The following is a 22,421-nucleotide window of genomic DNA, read 5'->3' on the forward strand; positions in this document are numbered from 1 at the left end:
TGATGCGTAAGATGGTATGCCCCCAATGCAAGGTGGGGGCATTTTTTGTGATGAACGGACAAGGTGAGCGCCTGCCGGTCTACATCTCTGACAAAGGCGAGATTGTGCCTAAAGACAGCACCTCTTCATTGGAAGGATACGACCTGGATACGGTTTATTGTTTGTGCTGTTCCTGGCGCGGAACTCCGAAACGTTTGGTGAGATACTGATGGACATATTCCTGCCACAAATGGCAGATTGCCGCCACGGGATGGTATAACAGCATCCGTGGTCCGGCATACCGCATGACTTTACGCATCCGTTCTTTCATTTCGGGCTTGTAGCAGTGAATGCTGCATTGCCTGCAGGTGGATTTATTCTCACCGAAAGGACAGCGTGAAAGACGAATGCGGGCATATCCCAGCAATTCCTCGCATCGGGGACACAATTGCTTGTTACCTTCCTTTTTCCGGCAGTAGAGGCGGACCATCCGTTCTACTGTCTGTTTTTCCTGCTCGATACGGGATGGCATGTTTATTGTTTGGACTGCCAGCGTTTCAAGGTCGGGAAGAATTCTTTCATACCGGCAATGGCTTCCTCTTTAGTGAAATTCATTCCGGAATCCTTGTTGAATTCGTCGGTGAACTGTGCACAATGTTCTATCATTTCGTCCATAGTGCAGTCTTGTGCAAAATTGCCGTGCTGGTAGCAATAGGTGCAATATTCCTCGTTGAGGCTACCGTCGGCATTGGTTCCGAGTACTTCTGCAGATGACAAGGGCATTCCGCAGCTTTGGCAAAGTTTAGCTTCCATAATGTGTGGAGTTAAGTGATATGCAAATATAGGATATTATTTTGGTTGAAGCGTCCTTTTCAGATAAATCATGTCTTTCAGTTGCTTGCCTCCTTCAAATATGGGGTGGTCGTAATTATCGATAAAGAAATCGGGTACCCGGTGTGAGTATGCAAATCCGCAGCTTTCATAGAAGGGGATGGTTAGCGGACTGTCTCCAGTGCCGACAAGCATAGTATGGCACCGGTCTTTATAATGTTCAAGAACGAATGCTATCAGTTGTCTTCCATATCCCTGGCGCTGGTATTCCGGATAGACAGCTATGCTCTTTATTTCGTAGATTCCTTTATCCTCGCAGGTGATTACACAAGACGCTTTGACTGTATCATTATCGGATAGGATGAACATCTCTCCCCGTTCCAGATAACGGTCAATCATGGACTCTTGTTCGTCGGCAAGCAGCAGCAGGTCAAGATATTGCTTTTTGTTGCCGGATATGGGATGTATTCTTATCATATTTCTGAATTTCTGGTGTGAAGTTAGTCATTTTCTATTGAATTACAATGGATATCTCTTTTTAACTGTTGAATGGTTGAGAGTTGCCGGTGAACAAAATCTGCCATACGCCGTTCTTCTCATAACATGATAATCTGATGAAGTTATGAGTAAGTTGAAATTCTCTTTTCTGGTTTTGATACGAAAGTCTGGTTTGACGGGCAGGCGCAATGGGTAATGCAACAGACGGACTGGGAGACAATGGACGAAGTGCCCCCTGCCGTTTACAATGCTTTTGCCGCCAGTGAATATTCCGGAGGGATGGTGCAGAATGTCACTTGGGTACAGTTTCCCAAATGGCAGTCCATCGTGGCGGTAGAGGTAGGGATGGCAAATCTCCAGACGAAATATCAGATATTGTTTACCCCGACGGGCGAAATCATCCGTGCCCGTAATGTCACCTATACATACAATCCGCTCGGGGCAGCCACTTTCTTGTAACGTCTGTTCGCATACCTGCTGAATTTATCATATCTTTGCCTTCCCAAACCAGACTTTTATGGACAAAGACACTTTTCAGCAGGAGGTTTATAATGTAGTGGCCGCAATCCCTCCGGGGCGGGTGGTGACGTACGGACAGATTGCCTATCTTGTCGGAAGACCTCTATGTTCGCGCATGGTGGGACATGCCATGCACGATGTGCCCGACGGCATGTGTCTGCCCTGCCATCGGGTAGTGAACAGCCAGGGCAGGCTGGCACCGTGCTGGACTGAACAGCGGGCTTTGCTGGAGGCAGAGGGCGTGACGTTCAGAAAGAATGGGTGTGTAGACATGAAAAAATGCCAGTGGGAATTCATGAAAGAACAAATACAATAAGATTATGAAATTTATAGGTGCACATGTATCGGCCAGTGGGGGAGTGGAAGCGGCTCCCGTCAATGCCGGTGAGATAGGGGCAAATGCTTTTGCCTTGTTTACCAAGAACCAGCGTCAGTGGGTGGCAAAGCCGCTGGCGGCTGATAGTATTGAATTGTTTAAGGAAAATTGCGGGAAGCTTGGTTTCGATTCCCGCTGCATCCTGCCTCACGACAGTTATCTGATAAATTTAGGGCATCCCGAAGAAGAAGGGCTACAGAAAAGCCGCGCCGCTTTTCTGGATGAGATGCAGCGCTGCGAACAATTAGGGCTGAAGTTGCTGAATTTTCATCCGGGCAGCCATCTGAATAAGATTTCCGTGGAAGAGTGTCTGGATAGGGTCGCTGAATCCATTAATCTTATATTGGGCAAGACGCACGATGTGGTGGCTGTCATAGAGAACACAGCCGGGCAGGGTAGCAATGTGGGAAACGAGTTCTGGCAGCTGGGACATATCATTGACCGGGTGGATGACAAGTCTCGCGTTGGAGTTTGCCTTGATACCTGCCACACGTATACAGCAGGCTATGATATAGTGAATGAGTATGACAAGGTGTTTGAGGAGTTTGACGCAGCGGTAGGCTTCGGCTATCTGCGCGGTATACACCTGAATGACTCCAAGAAAGCACTCGGCTCCAGAGTAGACCGTCACGACAGCATCGGCAAGGGGCTGATAGGTATGGATTTCTTCCGGCGTTTTATGCAAGATGTGCGTTTTGACGGTATACCTATTATTTTGGAGACGCCCGATGAATCGCTTTGGGCAGAGGAGATAAAACTGTTGAGAAGCTTTGTTTCCTCTGATTGAGAGACTATGCCCTGAATACGCATTCTATACGGTTACCGTCCGGGTCGAGGACGACACTTTCAAAATATCCGTCGCCGGAGGTACGGGGCTCTCCTGCGATGGTATATCCCGCTGTACGTAGCCGTTCTGTCTGTCGGAGGACAGCTTCCTGGCTGTCGAAGGCAAAGGCAAAGTGGGTCAGTCCCAGTCTGTTTTCCTCAATAGGGGTATTCTGTATGTCCGTACGGCTCATCAGTTCCAAATCCGTTCCTTCATCGAAGTGAAGGAAATAAGATTCGAATCCTTTTTTGGGGTTGATGTACTTTTCATTGCTGCTCCCGTTGAAGTAACGTGTGTAGAACTCTTTCATCTCTTCCAGTTGGAAGGTCTAGATGGCGATGTGATGTATCTTCATAAGTTTGCTAAATTATAATCTGTGTTCTACCCGAGTAATCTGTGGTGGGGTTGGTAATTGCAGATGCAGAATAGGGAAAGGCTTTCCCGTCGGGTCGGTTTCGTCCCGGCCGGCCACTTGGAATCCCATATGTTGGTAAAATCGGCAAGCTTGTCCGTTCTGCTCGTTTACATCCACTTTGTGGATGTGTTTTTGGTGGACGGCGTACTCCATGAGCCGTTTTCCGTATCCCTTACCTTGTTGGTCAGGACGGACAAACAACATCTCGATGAGTTCATCGCTCAGTCCCATAAAGGCGGCAATTTCTTCTTTTTCGTTGCGGATGATGTAAAGCTCTACGGCGAGAAAGGACTGCTCTCTTATCAGCGGTTTGTAAAACTGTATATCCTTTTCTGCCAGGAAGTGGTGTGTGCTGCGGACAGAGGCTTCCCAGACGGTCAACAGTTCGTCATAATCTTGTGGGGTAGGTCGGAATATCATCATTTATTGCATTACTTTGCTGGTTATTAATCAGTAGGCAGTCAGAATTCAGCTTCTTTGGTAATCCTTAGGGTTTCTCCCGTGATAGGATGCGTAAATTCCAAATACTCGGCATGCAGATAAAGCCGTTTTGCTTTCTCCCCGTAAAGTTCATCACCGATGATGGGGCAGTGCAAGCCAAGCGGGTGTGCTGCATGTATACGTAGCTGATGGGTTCTTCCCGTGCGCGGATAGAAAGCGATACGGGTCTGTTTCCCGTCCAGACGTTCCAGAACTTGATAATCGGTGATGGCGGGCTTCCCGTGTTCGGTGTGTACCATTTGTCGTGGACGGTCAAGTGGATTCAAGCAAAGCGGGAGGTCGACCGTACCTTTGTCCTTTGGAACAACACCCTCGAGCAATGCGACATAACGTTTCCTGACCAGGCGGTTCTTGAACTGGGCCTGCAGGTTCTGGTGTACACGCTTGGTCTTGGCAATGAGCATTAAACCGGAAGTGGCCATGTCGAGACGATGTACCGTCAGTGGACCGTCAGCTTCTGGATATTGCCCACGCATCAGGCTATAGACGGAGACTGCATCTTCCTTGCCGGGAACAGACAGCATTCCTGCCGGTTTGTTGATGACCGAAAGCCATGAATCCTCGTAAACAATCTCCAAATTCTTGGAGGGCACCTGCATTCTTTTCAGCATGGGGTTTTCCTCTACTTGCAGACCTTGCAGCATATGCTGCAGTATAGGTTCGCACTTTCCTTTGCAAGCCGGATAATAGTGCCCGTGATGGCGTATCTCTGTCTTGGGGGAGTCACCCCACCAGAACTCGGCCATGGCAATCGGTTTCCATCCATGCAAATAAGCTTGTTGTAGCAATTTGGGGGCTGCACATTCACCCGCGCCGGCAGGAGGTGTCTTGTGCACGGTCTGCCCGAATATCTCACAGAGATTCTTGACTTCTCCTCGGTAATTCAGCATCCCGAACTGTTCGAATAGCTTTTGCTGCAATGCTGCAGAGCGGGTTTTACGTTCAGACTTCAATGCTGAAATCCGTCTTTCCCAGTCTTCCGTCTGCGTTTGCAGTGTGGCAATCCTTGCTTTCCATGAACGTTCCAGGCGTTTATATTCCGCCTTTTGAAACTGGCTTTCCCGTATCAGTTCGGCTTCTTCCTGCGCATTGAGTTCTTTTTCTTTTCTGCGCTGTTCTCTGGCAGTTTTGGCTTCTTTCAACTGTGCTTTGGCTGTTGCCAGTATGTCTTCTGCTGACTGGATAGTCCGGGCAAGCTCTGCTGATAAGGCGGCATATGCTTTGTCATTTTCCAATTGCCGGATGTTGCGGTTGATGGAAGAGATGTTCTCTTCTTCTATCTTGAAAAAGCCTTGTGGCTGTAGCAAGTCATATACGGGAGGAACAAAAAAGGGATGTAGGTTCTTTCCGGCCAATATGCCTGAGAATGCAGCTAAATATCCGGTTTCTCCATGCTCGGTTTGTACAATCAGTACCCCGAACATTTTGCCTTGGCGCAGTTCGTCCTTCCATGCAGTTTGTCGGGTAAGATAGCTTTGTACTTCTTTGGCTGCCAATATACATAACGGGTGCGGAGTATAGCAGAAAGGATAGGTGAACCTTTCCGGAAGCGGAATGTCGGTTATGGGAGTAGTAAAACGATGCAACATGATGTTGCAAAGATACTACATTTCTCTCATAACAGATTGTTTGTACTGCAAATCTTTCTTTCGTTATTACTTTTAGAAGCGGTAGTCTTGTTCGATGTATGTCATATATTCGTCGTAACTGATGTGCCTGCCTCCCATTGTCTTGAGGTGAGGGGTTTCGAACTGGCAATCTATCATGACGCCTCCATGTTCCCTGAAGAATTGGGCCAGACGGATGAGGGCCAGCTTTGAGGCGCTGGGAACAAGTGAGAACATGCTCTCTCCAAAGAAACAACGTCCCAGGGTCACTCCGTACAGCCCACCTACCAGTTGTTCTTCTTCCCATACTTCCACGCTGGCGGCGAAGCCTTGTTCGTGCAGGTGTGTATAGGCTTCCATCATCTGCGTTCCAAGCCAGGCTCCTTCTTGTTCCATCCGCAATTCTCCGCAGGTTTGTATGACGTCTTCAAAAGCTTCGTTGAAGGTGATTTCGTACTTTCCTTTGTTGATGAGTGTACGCATGGAGTGGGAGATATGTATTTCGTCCGGAAAGATGACAAAACGGTCCATCGGGCACCACCATTGTATCAGTTCTTCCCGAAATGCGTACCAGGGGAATATACCGTTGGAGTACGCCAAGATGAGGCGGTCGATGGAGAGGTCACCGCCCACGGCGAGCAACCCGTCGGGGTCGCCGTAGTGAGGATCGGGGAAAGCAAGTTTATTCGTCAGTTGAAAGACCATATCGTTATTCGGTTGCGGGTTGTAGTTTCAATGCTCCGTTTTCCACTTGCACGCGGACTTTCCCTCCCTCCTTCAGTGTGCCGAACAAAATTTCGCGCATCAATAAAGGTTTCAAGTGCGAGGCTATCACGCGGTCCATCTCTCGGGCACCGTATTCGGGGATAAAGCCCCGTTGGAGCAGCCATTCGTGTGCTTCCTGGCTCAATACCATTTCCACCTGGCGGGAAGACAGCTTGCTGCCCAGTTCTCCGAGTTTCTTGTCGAGGATAAGTGATGCCATCGGGCGGTCCATGTCATGGAAGACAACTGTGGCTGAAAGGCGGTTGATGAATTCGGGCTTAAAGGTTTTCTTGACTTGTTTCAGCATGGCTTCTCCGGCGGTGACCTGACTATTGAAGCCGATGGATGCTTGGCGGGCATATTGTGCTCCGGCATTGGAGGTCATGATGAGAACCACGTGGCGACAGTCGGCTTTCCGCCCTTTGTTGTCGGTCAGTATGGCATAGTCCATTACTTGCAGCAGGATGTTGAATACGTCAGGATGCGCTTTTTCTATTTCGTCGAGCAGCAACACGCAGTTTGGGGTCTTGCGTATGGCGTCGGTCAGCAGACCGCCGTCCTCGTAACCCACGTAGCCGGCAGGCGAGCCAATCAGTTTGGCTACGGTATGCTTTTCGGTATATTCGCTCATGTCAAAACGTTGCAGGGCGATGCCCAGCTCGGCGGCGAGCACTTTGGCAACTTCGGTCTTTCCTACTCCGGTGGGGCCTACAAAGAGCAGGCTTGCCAGCGGTTTGTTTTCGTCCAGCAGTCCGGCTTTGGACATTTGCACAGCTTCCACCACCTGACGGACGGCTTCTTCCTGCCCGTAGATGCGGGAGCTGATGCGTTCGTGCAGGCTTTCCAAGGCGGTGGTGTCGTCCTCTTTCATGGCGAGGGCATTGACTTTGCAGGTACGTGCCAGTATGTCGGTTATCAGTGCCTTGTCCACGGTCTGTTCTCCGGAGTCTGTGGGATGTATTTCCCGGTAAGCTCCTGCTTCGTCCACCAGGTCGATGGCTTTGTCGGGCAGGAAACGGTCGCTGATGTAGCGGGCGCTTGCCTTTACGGCGTAGGGGATGACGTCGGGCTCGTAGGTGACGCCGTGGTAGGTTTCGTATTTCTCTTTCAGGCCTTCTACGATATGTATGGCTTCTTCAATGCTCGGTTCCAGTATGTCTATCTGCTGGAAGCGGCGTACCAGTCCCTTGCTGCGTGCGAAGTAGCGGTTGTACTCGTCGTAGGTGGTAGAGCCGATGAAACGTATTGCCCCGGTTTCCAGATAGGGTTTCAGCATGTTGGAGGCATCCATGGAGCCTTCACCCGTGCGTCCGGCGCCTATCAGGTTGTGTATCTCGTCGATGTAGACGATGGCGTGTCCTTCACGGCCTATGCCCTCCATGATGGTTTTCAACCGCTTCTCGAAATCGCCGCGATATTGCGTGCCTGCCAGCAGATTGCCCAAGTCCAGCTCGTAGATGCGGCAACCGGCAAGCCGTTCGGGGACGTTGCCCGCTTCGATACGGGCGGCAAGCCCATAGGCAAGGGCTGTTTTGCCTACGCCGGGTTCGCCCACATGCAACGGGTTGTTCTTTTCTTTGCGGCAGAGCACTTGTATGGTTCGCTCCAACTCCATCTCCCTGCCGATAAGCGGGTTGTGGTCTGCCAGGCGGTCGTTGAGGCAGGTCACGTAGTTACGCCATGGTTCTGTTTTCTCTTGTTCATCGGGAGATGGCGTATCGCCTGCTTCTTCTGCCAGCTCCGCTTCTTCGTAGTGGGTAATGAGCAGACTGAGGAATTCGGACAGGTCGCCGCCGACTGCTTCCTTTAGGAAATGGCATGCCCAGGAATCTTCCAGTTGCAGCAAGCCTTGTATCAGATGAGGAACATCCAGCTCTTCGGCGCTGGAATACTCTGTCACCGTATAGGCATGTTGCAGGAGTGAGCTGAGCTGGACGGAAAGTCCCAACTCGTATTCCACATTGTCGGGGACAGTGTCCACTTCTTCCGTCAGATAGTTTTCCAGCGAGATGCTGAGCTCCACATAATTGTAGAAGGTATCTTGCAGGGTGTGGATAAAGGGTTCCTGCTCTATAATGGCGCTCAGCAGATGTTCGGGCATGATGAACTCGTGCCGGTAAGACTCGGCCTTTCTTTGTGCGGAAGCGAATGCTTGGTTTACGAATATCGTATTTTTTATATCCATATTGTTTCTTTCTTCTTATTCTTCTTCCTCCGGGGTGACGGTGAGCCGGAGGGGGAAACCTTCATTGCGTGCCATGCGGGTGGCTTTCTGTACTTTGGAGTGGGCGATGTCGTATGAGTAGATGCCCACTACCGCGGAGTTGCTCTTGTGCACCTGCAGCATCAGTGTTTCCGCTTCTACCGATGATTTGTAAAAGACGGTGGTGAGTACCTTTACCACAAACTCCATGGTGGTGAAGTCATCATTGTAGATGGTGACTTTAAAGCGTCGGGGTTCCCGTAGTTCTATGCGTTCTTTTTCTTTGAAAGAAGATTGCTGTTGTTCCATTTCTTTGAAAAACTACTGTTAAGACATTGTTCTACCGTTGTGTGGGCAACGAAAACTCCTGCCAGTCATATTCGTCTCCGTACTCGTCGGCTATGGCTATGCGTATGGTGACGTTACCCGTCTTTATCCGTTCTCCGGCACTGATGTTGGCGGTGTATTTCACACCGTTGCGCGGAGTTATTTGCTCTATCATGACCGACGGCGATATGTAAATACGCTTCATGCCCGTGGTTTCCACCACCACCGGCACTACGTTGTAGGCTGTTTTGTTTCCTTCGTTCATGATTTCAAAAATCACTTTACAGTTTTCGCCCGAATTGATGACGTGGTTGCGGCTGTCGTCAATGAAACGTATATTCCGTATCCTCAAGTGGTCGATAGCCGATGCTTGCGGCTGTCTTCCGGATTGCGGGGGATAGGGCTGTGTCCTTTCTATCCGGTAGCTGTACTCCTCCTGCTTTTGGGGGGCTGTGGCTGCATTGGCAATGGCAGCTCCCGCAATGGTCCCTATGATGGTGCCGATGGCGGAACCCCGGTATCCTCCTCGCCAGCCTCCGTTACTGTCACCTATCAGCCCGCCGATGGCACCGCCTACATTACTTCCGATGGCAGCTCCTGCGAGCACTGCGTTAGGGTCGCCTGCAGCCATCTGGCTTGTGCCGCATCCGCTGAGGATGATGGTTGCTGCCAGGATTCCTATAAAAGACTTTTTCATGTTCATATCCTATAATTATTATGTTGGGCAGATTGTTTTATAAAAGGGCTATTCCCGATAAATCATCTTTTTGGTCATGCCTCCGTCAATGGTGATGTTTTCGCCATTGATGAAGTCGTTTTCGTCTTGACATAGGAATAGGCACATACGGGCAATATCTTCCGGTTTGCCAACCCGTCCGGAGGGATGTTGTGAATGGTCTTCTACCCGTAATTGTTCATAATCGTGTGTCTGAATCCAGCCCGGAGAGATGGAGTTGACCGTGATGTGCCACTCTGCAAGCGATAAAGCCAACGCATGCGTCAATGAATAGATACCTCCTTTGGAAGCTGCATATCCTTCACTGCCCGGTTCACTCATCAGATAGCGGGTAGAACAGAGATTAATGATTCTTCCGTAGGTATTCGTGCTGTTTTGACTTTTGCGGTGTACTGCCAACGCATGTGAAGTAATGAATACCGGACGTAAATTCACAGACAATATTTTATCGAACGTCTCCACACTCGTTTCTGTGATGGGAGAGAATTCACTGATGCCGGCATTGTTTATAATGATGTCAATATCCCCCCATTCCTTGAAAATATTTTGCAGGCAAAGTTCCAATGCTTCTTTGCTGTTTAGGTCGACGGGGTGAAATTGTGCTCCGGTGGCTTGGGCGGTTTGTTGTCCTTCCAGTTCATTCTTGTCACAAAAGGCTACTTGGTAATTAAGCTTGCAGAAGGCTTCTACAATGGCTTTGCCAATCCCCCCGGCACCTCCGGTCACGAAAACTTTCTTTCCGCCTTTTTTGAGGGGAAGTGTCGGCTTATGTAGCGTTTGTACCTTGCCGGATTTTTTCGCTTTCTCCCAAGCTGCTTTGCGTGCCTGGTATTGCTCGTACTGATTTTCAAGATAATTATCGGCCATGTCTGTTTCGGTTTTATTGTTTAACTACGGTGTGTGTCACTTCGTATCCGATGACTACTGCCAGTCCGTTCTGTTTCAAGTATTGTCCGATGGCGGGTACGTAACCGCATCCGTTCAATATGAGCAGGGAAGTGGTCAGTATGGCAATCTGTTTCTTCATGTCATTTTGACTTTATTTGGTTTAATGTTACAAAGGTAGAGAAAGTATTGAAAAGGCTATAGGGGTAGCATTATATTTTCTTTCCTTTTGTCATATTATTTTTTTCAATGTGGTGATTCACCTCTCCATTAATGAGAGTTATATGATGGCTTTTACTGATTTTTCCTACTTTTTGTTTGTGGCTTTTCCCACTTCTACGAAATAAGTTACATATTTCTGTAATTAGAACTGTCAAAATGGCTATAATGATGGGAACTAACCACTCTTTATTATTTTGTATGAATTCTACTGGATTGCTCATATTTGTATGTATTTATTAAAGTTAGATATGGATAACGGTGATGAATGAGTGAGTTTCCCTATGATTTTTGTTCCAATATATAATCCTAAGATACTTAAACTTAATCTTGTTAATGTAGAACTATTTAGTAGATTGAATACTTGCTCCCAGTTCTTATTTAAATTACAAAAATAACTTCTGACTTCTGTGGCTGTAAACGGTGGCATTTCCTTTTTAGGCTCTTTCAGTCGTTTTTGATTTTTTTACTCTATTGAGTCATGTGGTATATTCACATGCTTCATCAATAGACTTGTCTTTTCTTCGGATAAGTTCACTATATTGATACAAAATAACCTTCATCTCTCTTCCTTCTTTTTTCCTTGAATTCTCTTTACTTGTTCCTCTATTTCCTCAATCGAAGGCAGTTGACTTTTAATATCTTCGGGAATCAGCTTAGACAGCTTACACTCTGATATGCCGATAGGCTGATTTGTTGATTCCAGTGCATATTGCGCCATTACTTGTTTTTTTGTCTTGCAGATAAGCAAGCCGATGGTGGGGTTATCGCCAGGTTTACATTTTAGATGGTTTACGGCACTGATATAAGTACCGAGTTGACCTATAAATTCAGGTTTGAACTTCTGTACTTTTAGCTCGATTACGCAATAACAACGCAGTTCCAAGTGGTAGAAAAGCAAGTCGGGATAGATTGTTTCATCGCCTACTTCCAAAGGCATTTGACGTCCTACGAATGCAAATCCTTTACCCAATTCAAGCAGAAAACGAGTGATATTCTGTGTCAAAACCTTTTCTAACTCTAATTCTTGAAAATCTTTGGTAATGGTCAGGAAATCGAAGTTATAGGGGTCTTTGAGTGTCTGTAGAGCTGGGTCACTTTGCGGTTTGGGTAGCAGACGACTGAAATTGTTTACCGCTTTGCCTTGCCGCTCATAGAGATTGGTATCAAGAAAGTTGAGCAAAACGGCACGACTCCAGCCGTTTTCTACAGTTTCATTCAGATAGAATAGAGCCTTATCCACTTCCTTGCATTGGGAGATGATATAGAGATGATGCCCCCAAGGGATGGAGAAAAATTTCTCTTCACCTAATTTGGAAACAACTTGTTGCCAAATTGTATATGGCTCATTATAAAATAGATACCACTGCTTTATACTGCGTATGTTTCTATATGAGAACCCTTTCATATCAGGAAATTCTGCCATCAGCTCACGACTCAACTCTTCGAGAAATCCGCTTCCCCAAGTCATTTCTTTCTGCCGTTCTATAATTTCTGTCCCCAGTTGCCAGTAAAGGTGAAGCAGTTCGCTGTTCACGCGTACAGCCGCTTTAATCTGTGCACTACGAATGTCTTGTTTTAGGTGGTTTACCCAATCCTTGAATGGTTGATTTATAGATAGTGCTGTTTTCATATTTTTATTTTCTTCATCGTCATATTCGATGTTTCTATTTCACAAAGTTAAGAAAAAGAATTTATTTCAACTGTAATCCTTTCCGTCTTTTCTACCTCTCCACTTTTACCACACAATATACCATCTCCCCCTCTTTTTCCTTTACCTCATCCCGTGTTGCTGCAATATCCTCCCGAACACGTTCACCCGTTTTGCAGAGAATAGGTATCGCACTATGTCGCTGTATTTCCTCCTATATTTTCGCAGGCGATAATTATTCCCCTTGTAGGGCTTCAAAAGGGAATCCGTCTGTTTCCCTAAGGAGAACGGTTTGTTTCAATATGGAGAACAGTTTGTTTCATTAGTAGGAAACAGTTTGTTCCGTTAAAGAAAACAGTTTGTTTTATTGAGTGCGAACAGTTTGTTTCATAGTATGTGAACACTTTGTTTCATAGTATGTGAACACTTTGTTTCTTACTGTTGTAACAAAGTGTTCACCGTTGTGAACTAAAGTGTTATCTATATTTTCAGTGATAAAATGACATGAAAAGGGGGCTGAAGATTACCTTTCTACCATTTGTATTCCTCGCTGTAAGAGTCGAAAGCCGGTTCTCCCGGAATGTTGTATTGGTGGAAAGTTCTGCGGATATAGTTCTGGTCTTCGGGGGAAAGGTAAGATTCTTCCCGGTAGAAGCGGTAGTATTTTCCGCGGCCGAAATGGGCTATCAACTGGCTTTTCAGAGGTTGGAGATTCTTGTAGGGAACTTCATCGAGCAAGTGGCTGATTCCCCATGCAACATGTATCTTTTGTGTCGATTGGAAATAGGCGCATTGACTGCTATCCTCTGGAATGCACAGTGGATTGATGATGCGGATGGACGGGTACTCGGGGGTATCGCGAAGGGCGGCTAAGCGATGCAGGCAGTTGTCGGCTTTCGGGCATTGGTTGTTGAAACAGCGTGAGTAGTTGGCAGGTGCTAAAGGTTTTTCGGAAGAATGTTTCATGTTTATATATACTTTGATGAAGCTACAAAGATAACACTAACTTTTTGATATAGCCTTCTGTTCTCTTGTTTGAAATGCCTCTTCATTGAAAAAACAGTAGCCGGAACCACTGAATCCAGTAATTCCGGCTATACCGTTCTTTCTTATAAGCAAGGATGGACTATTTCACCTGGATGATGTCATAATTCAAGTCACTCACTGCTTCCTGCAGGCTGTCGTTGACAAGGTGCAGGGTAGTGTCGTTCACTACTACGAAGTACACCGGAGTGTCCCCGTCGTTCGGGGTCAGCTTGATGGCTGTTTTCTTCTTGTTGTCGACGTCTTTCTGGATAACTTCTTTCTTTCCTTTGGAAGTAAAGCTTTTGTTTTTTCCGGGGCCTTCGGCATCCAAATAAGTTGTTACCAACGTATAACCGCTTTCTCCATCAGGACTTACGCTCAATACATACCGGATGCCCGGACCGTCGGCAGCAGGAAGAATTCCCTCGTATACGGCCACGGCAGACGAGTCATTGCCGGCAACTGTCATTATCCCTTCGTCTACGGCGACAGCATCATTGTTTGGGGTTCCTTTTGATTGGCAGGATACCAATGCAGCTGTAAAGGTTGCAATCATCATTACTTTTTTCATGGTTTTAATGGTTTAAATTAATTATAAAGACGCAATAGCGTTCGTTATTCATCTTCTTCTTTCTTGATGACAAGCAGTTTGTCCACTCGTCCGCGGTCCATATCCACTACTTCGAAGTCCAGGTTTTTGTAGCTGAACAAGTCTCCGGCTTTCGGCACCCGTCCTATCAGGAACATGGCAAGACCGCTCAAGGTGGTGAAGTCTTCTTCTTTCAAGTCATCATAGTTCATAATGCCCATCGCCTCCATAAAGTCATCCAGATTCATGGAAGCCTCCACCAGCATGGAACCGTCCTGACGGACAACGATCTCCTCTTCTTCCGTTTCATTCTCTTCGAGGATGTCTCCGAAGATGCTTTCCGTCAGATCGTGCAGGGTGATGATACCTTCTGTATTTCCATACTCGTCTACAACAACTCCAAACTTGTTTTTGTTCTTCTTAAACAGCTCTAAAACTTTCTTTGCATACAAGCTTTCCGGAATAAATAGGGCAGGGCGGGCAATATTGCGTAGGTTGAAGGGTTGTTCGCCGCCCATCATCAAGATGATGTCCTTTACGGAAACCACACCGATAATCTCGTCTTTTCCTCGCTCCACCAGGAGATATTTGCTGAAGTGTTCTTCGTGGATGATACGTAGCACCTCTTTTGGGGTGTCTGTGGGATGGAGCACGACGATGTCGCGGCGATAGGTCATCAGGTCATTCGCTCTTTTGTCCGAGAAACGGAACACGTCACGCAACATTTCCGTTTCGTCTTTGTCGATGACGCCTTGTTCCGAGCTTTGGTGCAGAATCATCTTCAGTTCGTCTTGTGTCATTTGGCGTTCCTCGCCGCTGTTCAGTCCGATGATTTTGTTCATCAGTTTGGTGGATGCACTCAGCAGGCATACAAACGGATAGGAAATCTTGGTCAGCACAATCATGAAGGGGCTGAGCATAGTGGCCCATCGTTCCGGGTTGTTCAAGGCGATGGACTTGGGCACCAGTTCGCCTATGATGAGCGACAGATAGGTGATGATGGCTACTACGGTAATCATGGCGAGAGTCTTGGCATAGGCGGCTGCTCCCGGAATGAAGGCGAACAGCGGTTCTACGTCATCAGCGATGGTGGCACCACCATAGGCACCGGATACGATACCGATAAGGGTAATACCAATTTGGATAGTGGAGAGGAACTTTTCGGGTTCTTCCAGTTGTTTCAATACTCCTTTGGCTCTTTTGTTCCCTTTTCCGACAAGAGTTTCAAGGCGTGCTTTACTTGAGGAGACTAAGGCGATTTCATACATGGCAAAAATGCCGTTCAGAATAAGTAAAAGTAGAATGATAATAAACTCCATAGTGGATTTTGAATAGTTTGTGAGGCAAAGATAATGATTTTTCAGTATTTATTGTTAATATTGCCATCCGTTAGAAAAAATAAACAATAAATAGATGAAAAAAAGAATTATTGCCTTGGGGCTTTTGTGGTGTCTGTCTGCCGTAATGTTGCAGGCGGCACGTGTAGACACGGTGTTGGTGAGAAGTGCAGCCATGAATAAGGATGTAAAAGTTGTGTATGTATTGCCTGATAAGGCTATCGGCAAGCAGGCTTGTCCGGTGGTTTATCTGTTGCACGGTTATGGCGGCAATGCGCGGAGCTGGGTGCAGCTGAAGCCGGAATTGCCGCAGATGGCAGATGAGAAAGGAATCATATTTGTATGTCCGGACGGCAAGAACAGTTGGTATTGGGACAGTCCGGAGAATCCTGCCTACCGTTATGAGACTTTTGTCACCTCGGAATTGGTGAAGTATACAGACGGGAACTATGCTACCATTCCCGACAGAAAGGCGCGTGCCATCAGTGGATTGAGTATGGGCGGCCACGGTGCTTTGTGGAGTGCTATCCGTCATAAGGATGTGTTCGGTGCAGCGGGCAGTATGAGTGGAGGAGTGGATATACGGCCGTTCCCCCAGAATTGGAAAATGAGCAAGCAGTTGGGAGAGTTTGCTGCCAACAAGGCATCTTGGGATGCGCATACGGTGGTCAACCAGCTGGATAAGATTGAGAATGGAGACTTGGCGCTAATCATCGACTGCGGTGAGGCCGATTTCTTTCTTGAAGTGAACAAGGACTTGCACAACCGGCTGCTGGCAAGGAAGATAGACCATGACTTCATCACCCGTCCCGGTGGACATACCGGAACGTATTGGAACAACTCCATAGACTATCATGTCCTTTTCTTCGACAAGTTCTTTAAGAAGTAAGTAGTTTATTATTCGATGGTATAGTTCACGGTGCGTGTGTAGTCCTGCTCGTAGCCGTTCCTTATATGCCTGACGACTGCATGGCAGGAAGTGACGATACCCCGGTTATCTAACGTATAAGTATAGGTGGTGGTCTCTTCACTTTCTCCGTTGCTGTCCGGGATGAGTTGGGTAATCAGATAGTTTGCAGGTTCTCCCAATATCTTCCCGTATATGGCAACCGCATGCATGGAAAGCGGATACATGTCCGTAATGAATAGGCTTGGTATTTCGGAGATATTTGCAATTTCATTGCCTGATGGTGTGGTAGCCGTACTGTTGTGCTCAAAAGTGTCAACCTTTTGCTGTATGCGCAATGCCCGGAAGTTGCTGTAGTCTATTGTAATGAATGAGTATTCTTTTCCGTCGTCCAGCTTTTCTGTGATGTTTTCCAGATAGTATTTGTCTTCGGTGTTGATGAGGTAGGAGAAGGTGTAAGTACGGGTATTTCCTGCCATATCCTGACTGGTACAAGTGGTGGCATAACCTTTGTCATTCAGCGTGTAGGTTGATACTGTACCTGCTTCGTCGGTTATCACGGCTTGATGGTCCTTGTATTCGACAGTAGTGGTATTCTCTATCTCGAAGAGTTCGTCTCCTGCTGTAAAGCTCTGTTTGCCGGTGTAGCTGGTCAGCCTGCCTGCACTGTTGTAAAGGTAGGTGTGGGTGGCAGTAACCGGTTGCGCATCGCTCTCTATCACTTCTTTTAGTTCGATTTTGGAGAAAGGAGTGGTGGGGTAGGTTGACGGCTCCGGTTCTGGCGTATCATTGCCATTGTTATCATCGCTGCAAGCTGCCAGTCCGCCGAGCAACAGCAGGCTGAACATGATTCCCGAAAATCGGGTGATGATTGTAACTCTTCTGTTTAGTTTCATCCTATTGGTCTTTTTATTTGATGCGTACGGCATGGCTTGCCCGGCGTTCAATGGAGTTTGCGAGAGTGGTCACTCTTAAAGAACGGGTATCTTCTTGTGCGGGCGGTTGTATGCTTCCGTCGATGGCGCCGAGTGCAGTGCTCAATAAGGCTTCGTTGGTATCTCCAAAGGGCAGGAAACGTGACATGTCGCTCATCTCATTCACTACATATCCCGAGTAGGCCGGTTGGAATCCGGATTCATAATCAGATTTCCCTTCCGAATTGTATATCTTGCAGACGATGGGATTCATCGTTATCATCAGTTCGGGGCTGGAGAAATTCCTGGAACCTACATTCTTGCCTACGGTAGTACCGCCGATGATGACAACATCCATATACGGGGCGAGGCAGTTAATCACCATTTCGGAGGCGGAGGCAGTCTGGCTGCTGGTAAGTACGTAGAGAGTATTCAGGTTTAGGTTTGCTCCGTTTCCGATGAGTCCGGAGTTCAGGGTGAACGGTACTATCTGCGGATTGAAGCGGTTGTTGAATTCCAGGTACCCCAACTCTTGTCCCAAGGCGGAGGAAGGTGCAAGCATGGTACACAGCAATTCTGCGCAACTCAGTAATCCACCGTTGTTGTAGCGCAAGTCAAGGATGAATTCGTTGACTTGCTGTGATGCGAAATATTGGAATGCGCTGCGCAGGTCGTTGTCATATTCATTACTGTTGTCCGTGGGGCCGGAACTGAAGTGGTTGTAGACCAGATAACCTATTTTCTTGCTGCCTGATGTATATACATTCTTATAGTGCACCGGGTTGTCGTTGACGGGACGCGCCGATGCTATCTGTCTGGGTTTGTCGTAAGCAACGATGGCATTTTTCTCCACGTCGTAATAACCTACTGTAAGTTCCATGGCACTACTTCCATACAGTTTCTTATAATTCTGTTCAGTAATAAAGTTCCCGTCCATCTTCATAATCCAGTCACCCCGTTTCAGCCCGATTTCCGAGGCCGGGCTTCCGTCGGCAACGTAAAGAATCTGTGCAACAATGGCATTATTTTCTCCTTCTACTTCTATCTGGTTGGTAGTGAACTGGAATCCGTAGCTGTAATCCGTATAGGGGATGCTGCGGGTAGTGGTGACGCTGACCAGACTGTCGATGGTGGAGAATTTGTCCTCTTCGGATTTGAGCGAGGCAAAGAAAGTGAAAGGGGCTTGGAAATAGTTCAGGTCGTTGGTATGGGGGATAGCGTCTACCCAATAGTACCACACACGCATGGTGTCGTCAATCCAGCGGTCTGTCTGGGTCTGTCCGGCATACTCTTTCCAACGGTCCACTCCGCAGGAAGTCAGATAAATGGGAAGAATCAGGGTTCCCAATATGAGTATCAGTATATTTTTTGCTTTCATGGGGGCAAAGATAGTGCAAATTGAGTGCAGAACTTTCATGCTTGCATGAAAAAGTTTTGCCGAAATGCAGCTTATCTTATCTAAAGATAGAAAATAGCTTGCTTATCTACCACAATTGTGGTATAAAATTCCCTAACCTGTGTCATTGTCTGCCCCAGCTTATCGCTCTATCTTTGCAACATCCGAATGAGAAACGGTTTATTCACCTAAAATACAAACGACAATGGAAACAAAGAAATTGCACTTTGAGACTCTACAACTTCACGTTGGACAAGAACAACCCGACCCGGCAACTGATGCCCGCGCCGTACCTATCTATCAGACAACTTCGTATGTATTCCGTAATTCGGCCCATGCGGCAGCTCGCTTTGGCTTGCAGGACCCGGGGAATATTTACGGGCGGTTGACGAATTCCACCCAGGATGTGTTCGAGAAACGTGTGGCGGCTCTGGAAGGCGGTGTTGCCGGATTGGCCGTAGCCTCGGGTGCGGCAGCCATCACTTATGCCTTTGAGAATATCACCCGTGCAGGCGACCATATCGTGGCAGCTAAGACCATCTACGGCGGAACGTATAATCTGCTGGCCCACACATTGCCTGCCTACGGGGTTACCACTACTTTTGTGGACCCGGGCAATCTGGACAATTTCGAGAAAGCGATTCAGGAGAATACCAAGGCAGTATTCATTGAAACGCTGGGAAATCCGAATTGCAACATCATTGACATTGATGCCGTTGCTGAAATAGCACACCGTCACCGGATTCCTCTGATTATAGATAACACCTTCGGTACTCCTTACTTGATTCGTCCCATAGAGCATGGGGCAGATATTGTAGTCCATTCGGCAACGAAGTTCATCGGAGGGCATGGTACGTCCTTGGGTGGTGTTATTGTAGATAGCGGCAAGTTCGACTGGGTGGCCTCGGGGAAGTTTCCCCAACTGACGGAACCGGACCCGAGTTATCATGGAGTACGTTTCGTCGACGCTGCCGGTCCTGCTGCCTATGCCATCCGTATCCGTGCCGTATTGTTGCGTGATACCGGTGCCACAATCAGTCCTTTCAATGCTTTCATTCTGTTGCAAGGATTGGAGACGTTGTCGCTTCGCGTGGAACGTCATGTGGAGAATGCCTTGAAAGTGGTTGAATTCTTGAAGAAGCATCCCAAAGTGGTTGCCGTGAACCACCCGTCCCTGCCCGAGCATCCTGACCACGCGCTTTACGGGAAATACTTTCCGAATGGAGGCGGTTCTATCTTTACGTTTGAGGTGCGGGGCGGTGTGAAGGAAGCGCAGACGTTTATTGACAGTTTACAGATATTCTCGTTGCTTGCCAATGTGGCTGATGTGAAATCCCTGGTTATCCATCCTGCCACCACTACCCATTCCCAATTGAGTGCACGGGAATTGGAAGAACAAGGCATCAAACCGGGCACGGTCCGCCTCTCCATCGGGACAGAACATATCGATGATTTGCTGGACGACTTGTCCCAGGCATTTGACAGAATTTAAAAGAATAACAGTATACGATAGAATGAATATTGCTGTATTATTGTCGGGAGGTGTAGACAGCTCCGTGGTGGTACATCTCCTTTGCGAACAAGGTTACCGTCCTTCTCTATTTTATATCAAAATAGGGAGGGACGATGCCGATTATATGGACTGCTCTGCGGAAGAGGATATGGAGATGGCTTCTGCCATTGCCCGGCGTTATGGATTATCGTTGGAAGTAGTGGACCTGCACCGGGAGTATTGGGACCAGGTGGCGGCTTATGCCATTGATAAAATAAGACGTGGCTTGACTCCCAATCCGGATGTGATGTGCAACAAGCTGATAAAGTTCGGGTGCTTTGAGCAACGTGTGGGGAAGGATTTCGATGTCACGGCAACCGGGCACTACGCCACTACGGTGTTGAGGGATGGAAAGACATGGCTCGGTACCGCTGCCGATTCCGTGAAAGACCAGACCGACTTTCTGGCACAGATAGATTATCTGCAAGTTTCCAAACTGATGTTTCCATTGGGCAGACTGATGAAGAATGAGGTTCGTGACATAGCCCTGCGTGCCGGATTGCCCAGCGCCAGACGTCGTGACAGTCAGGGCATCTGCTTTCTGGGAAAGATTGATTATAATGATTTTGTGCGCCGTTTCCTTGGCGAAAGGGAAGGGGATATTGTGGAGTTGGAAACGGGTAGAAAGTTGGGCAAGCATCGGGGCTATTGGTTTCATACCATTGGCCAGCGTAAAGGATTGGGGTTGGGTGGAGGACCGTGGTTTGTTGTCCGCAAGGATGTGGAGGAGAATGTGATTTACGTGTCCCGCGGATGTGATACGGCATTGCAATACGGCTATGAATTCCGTATGTACGATTTTCATTTCATTACGGATAATCCCTGGAAGGGAGCGCAGGAAGAGGTGGAGGTGACTTTCAAGATACGCCATACGCCGGAGTTTGTCAAAGGCAGGTTGCAAAAGGAGGCGGAGGGTTACCGCATTGTTTCGGAAGAAAAGCTGCAAGGCATTGCTCCGGGCCAGTTCGGAGTGGTGTATGATGCTGATGCCCGGCTGTGTGTCGGGAGCGGGGAGATTTATATATAATATTCCACCAAGTCTACGATGCCTGCCTTCATGGCATATTTGGTGGCTTCGTGCGCATTGTTTACACCCAGTTTCCGGAAGATATTCTTCCGGTGGCTGTTTACCGTATGGAAGCTGAGGTTTCGTTCGGCAGCTATTTCTTTGGTTGTTTTCCCCAGGGCTATCTCTTTTAGGATGCTCCGTTCGGCAGTAGTCAGTAAATCATCTTTGATGGTAGGATGAGTGGGGGAGGAGGAACCGTTGCCTGCGAGCAGCAGGTTACTGACGTGATTACAGATAAATCGCTCCTTGCGTGAGGCACATTGTAGTGCGGTTAGTATCTCTTCTTTGGAATTATCTTTCAGCACTACGCCGAATGCCATGCTGCTGAACAATACCTGGCGCAGGAACGGTATACTCAATTCGTCGGAAAAGAGTAGCCAATCGGTTTCTTTGAAGCGTTCGTGAAGTACCATCAGCTCTTCAGCTCCTGAAAAATCAAAAAGGGTATAGTCCAGAATGACAACGGCGGTGGGATGCAGGCGTAGTTGCTGTATCAGTTCTGCCTTGTTGTCGGCTTCCAGCAGCAGGGAGGTGTCTTTCTGTCTGCCCAATAGGAACATCATGCCTGCTTTGGTGATATCTTGATTGTCTGCAATGATAAATTCTCTCATGACATTGGTATATAAAAAACTCCGCTACAAATGTACACTTTTTAGTGTGATTTGTGGCGGAGTGGGAATATATATATTTATATAAGGGTTTTACCAGGAACGTCCCTTGAATATGTTGGATTGTTCCAGCGGAACCAGGTTCCCGCTCAAAGTCATGGTGTTGGAGTTGAAGTTCGGGCTGATGGTTACGGTTGCGTTGTTCCCGCCATCGGTCAGCGTAAGGAATATCTGGGCGGAAATGCCGATACCCTGGATGCTGAAGTTACAATTCACGTTGCCCCGTTTGTCGGTAGTTATTTGGATGTCCGATACGGTTCCGTCTACTGTTACACCGCCAATGCCGTTAGGACCTGGGTATACGGTGTTGAAGGCTACCTGCACGGTGCCACGTCCTTGGTTGACCAATACGAAGTTGGTGTTGGAGTTTACAAATGCGGTCTGTCCGTTGCGGAACATCACTTGGTCTGCCTCCATTACGAACTGGTGAGCTTTCAAGGCCGCCATTGCGTCATCGTACGAAATGGCATCCTGTGCTTGTTCTTCAGCTTTCAGGCGTGCACGTTCTGCGTCTCTTTGGGCTTTACGGTCTGCGCGCTTTTCAGCTCTACTCTCTTGTGCATACATGGTCGTTGTTGCCATGCTTACCAATACTACTGCTGCTAATGCAATAAACTTTTTCATA

At 47.7% G+C, this 22,421-nt stretch carries 27 protein-coding genes and 1 pseudogene; 7 read left to right on the plus strand and 21 right to left on the minus strand.

Annotation, left to right across the window (positions count from 1 at the left end; genetic code table 11):
- Positions 1-2 precede the first annotated feature (2 nt).
- Positions 3-209, plus strand: coding sequence for a hypothetical protein (locus E5355_RS05105; RefSeq protein WP_009036627.1), 207 nt, complete (start codon positions 3-5; stop codon positions 207-209).
- Here E5355_RS05105 and E5355_RS05110 read toward each other — a convergent pair.
- From E5355_RS05110 to E5355_RS05120, 3 genes are read right to left on the minus strand one after another with little or no spacing between them, the layout of a single operon-like run.
- Entirely contained in the window at positions 155-511 is a 357-nt protein-coding gene (locus tag E5355_RS05110; RefSeq protein WP_136009447.1) for a nitrous oxide-stimulated promoter family protein, read from the minus strand. The two genes, E5355_RS05105 and E5355_RS05110, sit on opposite strands and share 55 nt — an antisense overlap.
- Positions 512-513: 2 nt before the next feature.
- Positions 514-792, minus strand: a complete 279-nt coding sequence (locus tag E5355_RS05115) for a zinc ribbon domain-containing protein (RefSeq protein ID WP_005835861.1) — start codon at positions 790-792, stop codon at positions 514-516.
- Positions 793-828: 36 nt separating this feature from the next.
- Positions 829-1,287, minus strand: a complete 459-nt coding sequence (locus E5355_RS05120; protein WP_005835863.1) for a GNAT family N-acetyltransferase — start codon at positions 1,285-1,287, stop codon at positions 829-831.
- Positions 1,288-1,443: 156 nt separating this feature from the next.
- Between E5355_RS05120 and E5355_RS05130 the strand changes: the two are divergent.
- From E5355_RS05130 to nfo, 3 genes and pseudogenes are all read left to right on the plus strand, one after another.
- Positions 1,444-1,767: pseudogene (locus E5355_RS05130) on the plus strand (hypothetical protein); the annotation flags it as partial.
- A gap of 58 nt (positions 1,768-1,825) precedes the next feature.
- Positions 1,826-2,143 carry an MGMT family protein gene (locus tag E5355_RS05135; protein ID WP_136009448.1) on the plus strand — a complete coding sequence of 106 codons (318 nt, stop codon included), beginning with the start codon at positions 1,826-1,828 and terminating at the stop codon, positions 2,141-2,143.
- A gap of 4 nt (positions 2,144-2,147) precedes the next feature.
- On the plus strand, positions 2,148-2,990 hold the full coding sequence (gene nfo, locus E5355_RS05140) for a deoxyribonuclease IV (protein WP_136009449.1): 843 nt from the start codon (positions 2,148-2,150) through the stop codon (positions 2,988-2,990).
- Between the two features lie 4 nt (positions 2,991-2,994).
- Here the strand turns inward: nfo and E5355_RS05145 are convergent, their stop codons facing one another.
- From E5355_RS05145 to E5355_RS05215, 14 genes are all read right to left on the minus strand, one after another.
- Positions 2,995-3,339: a VOC family protein gene (locus tag E5355_RS05145; protein ID WP_246866888.1), complete on the minus strand. Its 345-nt coding sequence runs from the start codon at positions 3,337-3,339 to the stop codon at positions 2,995-2,997.
- Between the two features lie 57 nt (positions 3,340-3,396).
- The gene (locus tag E5355_RS05150; protein ID WP_136009450.1) at positions 3,397-3,867 is read right to left on the minus strand and encodes a GNAT family N-acetyltransferase; all 471 of its coding nucleotides are present in this window, start codon (positions 3,865-3,867) and stop codon (positions 3,397-3,399) included.
- A 38-nt stretch (positions 3,868-3,905) separates the two neighbouring features.
- Complete coding sequence (locus tag E5355_RS05155; protein ID WP_168354277.1) at positions 3,906-5,534, minus strand: RluA family pseudouridine synthase; 1,629 nt, start codon at positions 5,532-5,534, stop codon at positions 3,906-3,908.
- A gap of 72 nt (positions 5,535-5,606) precedes the next feature.
- Positions 5,607-6,257, minus strand: coding sequence for a leucyl/phenylalanyl-tRNA--protein transferase (gene aat / locus E5355_RS05160; protein ID WP_136009451.1), 651 nt, complete (start codon positions 6,255-6,257; stop codon positions 5,607-5,609).
- A gap of 4 nt (positions 6,258-6,261) precedes the next feature.
- Positions 6,262-8,502, minus strand: coding sequence for an AAA family ATPase (locus tag E5355_RS05165; RefSeq protein WP_136009452.1), 2,241 nt, complete (start codon positions 8,500-8,502; stop codon positions 6,262-6,264).
- Between the two features lie 15 nt (positions 8,503-8,517).
- Positions 8,518-8,829, minus strand: coding sequence for an ATP-dependent Clp protease adaptor ClpS (locus tag E5355_RS05170; RefSeq protein ID WP_008663802.1), 312 nt, complete (start codon positions 8,827-8,829; stop codon positions 8,518-8,520).
- 31 nt (positions 8,830-8,860) lie between these two features.
- Positions 8,861-9,550, minus strand: a complete 690-nt coding sequence (locus E5355_RS05175; protein WP_022401631.1) for a hypothetical protein — start codon at positions 9,548-9,550, stop codon at positions 8,861-8,863.
- Between the two features lie 42 nt (positions 9,551-9,592).
- Positions 9,593-10,450, minus strand: a complete 858-nt coding sequence (locus E5355_RS05180) for an SDR family NAD(P)-dependent oxidoreductase (protein ID WP_136009453.1) — start codon at positions 10,448-10,450, stop codon at positions 9,593-9,595.
- A gap of 13 nt (positions 10,451-10,463) precedes the next feature.
- Complete coding sequence (locus E5355_RS19350) at positions 10,464-10,610, minus strand: hypothetical protein (protein ID WP_168354278.1); 147 nt, start codon at positions 10,608-10,610, stop codon at positions 10,464-10,466.
- 70 nt (positions 10,611-10,680) lie between these two features.
- Positions 10,681-10,911 carry a hypothetical protein gene (locus E5355_RS05185; protein ID WP_136009454.1) on the minus strand — a complete coding sequence of 77 codons (231 nt, stop codon included), beginning with the start codon at positions 10,909-10,911 and terminating at the stop codon, positions 10,681-10,683.
- Between the two features lie 335 nt (positions 10,912-11,246).
- On the minus strand, positions 11,247-12,320 hold the full coding sequence (locus E5355_RS05195; protein WP_136009455.1) for a PDDEXK nuclease domain-containing protein: 1,074 nt from the start codon (positions 12,318-12,320) through the stop codon (positions 11,247-11,249).
- A 549-nt stretch (positions 12,321-12,869) separates the two neighbouring features.
- Entirely contained in the window at positions 12,870-13,304 is a 435-nt protein-coding gene (locus E5355_RS05205) for a DUF6078 family protein (protein WP_008663796.1), read from the minus strand.
- 160 nt (positions 13,305-13,464) lie between these two features.
- Positions 13,465-13,935, minus strand: a complete 471-nt coding sequence (locus tag E5355_RS05210; RefSeq protein ID WP_136009457.1) for a copper resistance protein NlpE N-terminal domain-containing protein — start codon at positions 13,933-13,935, stop codon at positions 13,465-13,467.
- A gap of 44 nt (positions 13,936-13,979) precedes the next feature.
- Complete coding sequence (locus tag E5355_RS05215; RefSeq protein WP_136009458.1) at positions 13,980-15,272, minus strand: hemolysin family protein; 1,293 nt, start codon at positions 15,270-15,272, stop codon at positions 13,980-13,982.
- Between the two features lie 94 nt (positions 15,273-15,366).
- Between E5355_RS05215 and E5355_RS05220 the strand changes: the two genes are divergently transcribed.
- On the plus strand, positions 15,367-16,179 hold the full coding sequence (locus E5355_RS05220; protein WP_136009459.1) for an alpha/beta hydrolase: 813 nt from the start codon (positions 15,367-15,369) through the stop codon (positions 16,177-16,179).
- 8 nt (positions 16,180-16,187) lie between these two features.
- Here E5355_RS05220 and E5355_RS05225 read toward each other — a convergent pair whose 3' ends face one another.
- Both E5355_RS05225 and E5355_RS05230 read right to left on the minus strand, forming a co-directional pair.
- On the minus strand, positions 16,188-17,093 hold the full coding sequence (locus tag E5355_RS05225) for a DUF4595 domain-containing protein (RefSeq protein ID WP_005835902.1): 906 nt from the start codon (positions 17,091-17,093) through the stop codon (positions 16,188-16,190).
- Positions 17,094-17,106: 13 nt separating this feature from the next.
- Positions 17,107-18,528: a S41 family peptidase gene (locus E5355_RS05230; RefSeq protein ID WP_136009460.1), complete on the minus strand. Its 1,422-nt coding sequence runs from the start codon at positions 18,526-18,528 to the stop codon at positions 17,107-17,109.
- Between the two features lie 184 nt (positions 18,529-18,712).
- Here E5355_RS05230 and E5355_RS05235 point away from each other — a divergent pair, with 184 nt between their 5' ends.
- Together E5355_RS05235 and mnmA are read left to right on the plus strand one after the other, a co-directional pair.
- Positions 18,713-19,999 carry an O-acetylhomoserine aminocarboxypropyltransferase/cysteine synthase family protein gene (locus E5355_RS05235; protein ID WP_005835904.1) on the plus strand — a complete coding sequence of 429 codons (1,287 nt, stop codon included), beginning with the start codon at positions 18,713-18,715 and terminating at the stop codon, positions 19,997-19,999.
- 22 nt (positions 20,000-20,021) lie between these two features.
- On the plus strand, positions 20,022-21,086 hold the full coding sequence (mnmA, locus tag E5355_RS05240) for a tRNA 2-thiouridine(34) synthase MnmA (RefSeq protein ID WP_005826509.1): 1,065 nt from the start codon (positions 20,022-20,024) through the stop codon (positions 21,084-21,086).
- Here the strand turns inward: mnmA and E5355_RS05245 are convergent.
- Entirely contained in the window at positions 21,077-21,739 is a 663-nt protein-coding gene (locus E5355_RS05245; RefSeq protein WP_136009461.1) for a response regulator transcription factor, read from the minus strand. The two genes, mnmA and E5355_RS05245, sit on opposite strands and share 10 nt — an antisense overlap.
- Positions 21,740-21,829: 90 nt before the next feature.
- Complete coding sequence (locus tag E5355_RS05250) at positions 21,830-22,420, minus strand: DUF4251 domain-containing protein (RefSeq protein WP_136009462.1); 591 nt, start codon at positions 22,418-22,420, stop codon at positions 21,830-21,832.
- Between the last annotated feature and the right edge of the window lies 1 nt (position 22,421).

Origin of the sequence: Bacteroides muris (ex Afrizal et al. 2022), assembly GCF_004793475.1 — a bacterium.
Taxonomy (GTDB): Bacteria; Bacteroidota; Bacteroidia; order Bacteroidales; family Bacteroidaceae; genus Bacteroides; species Bacteroides muris.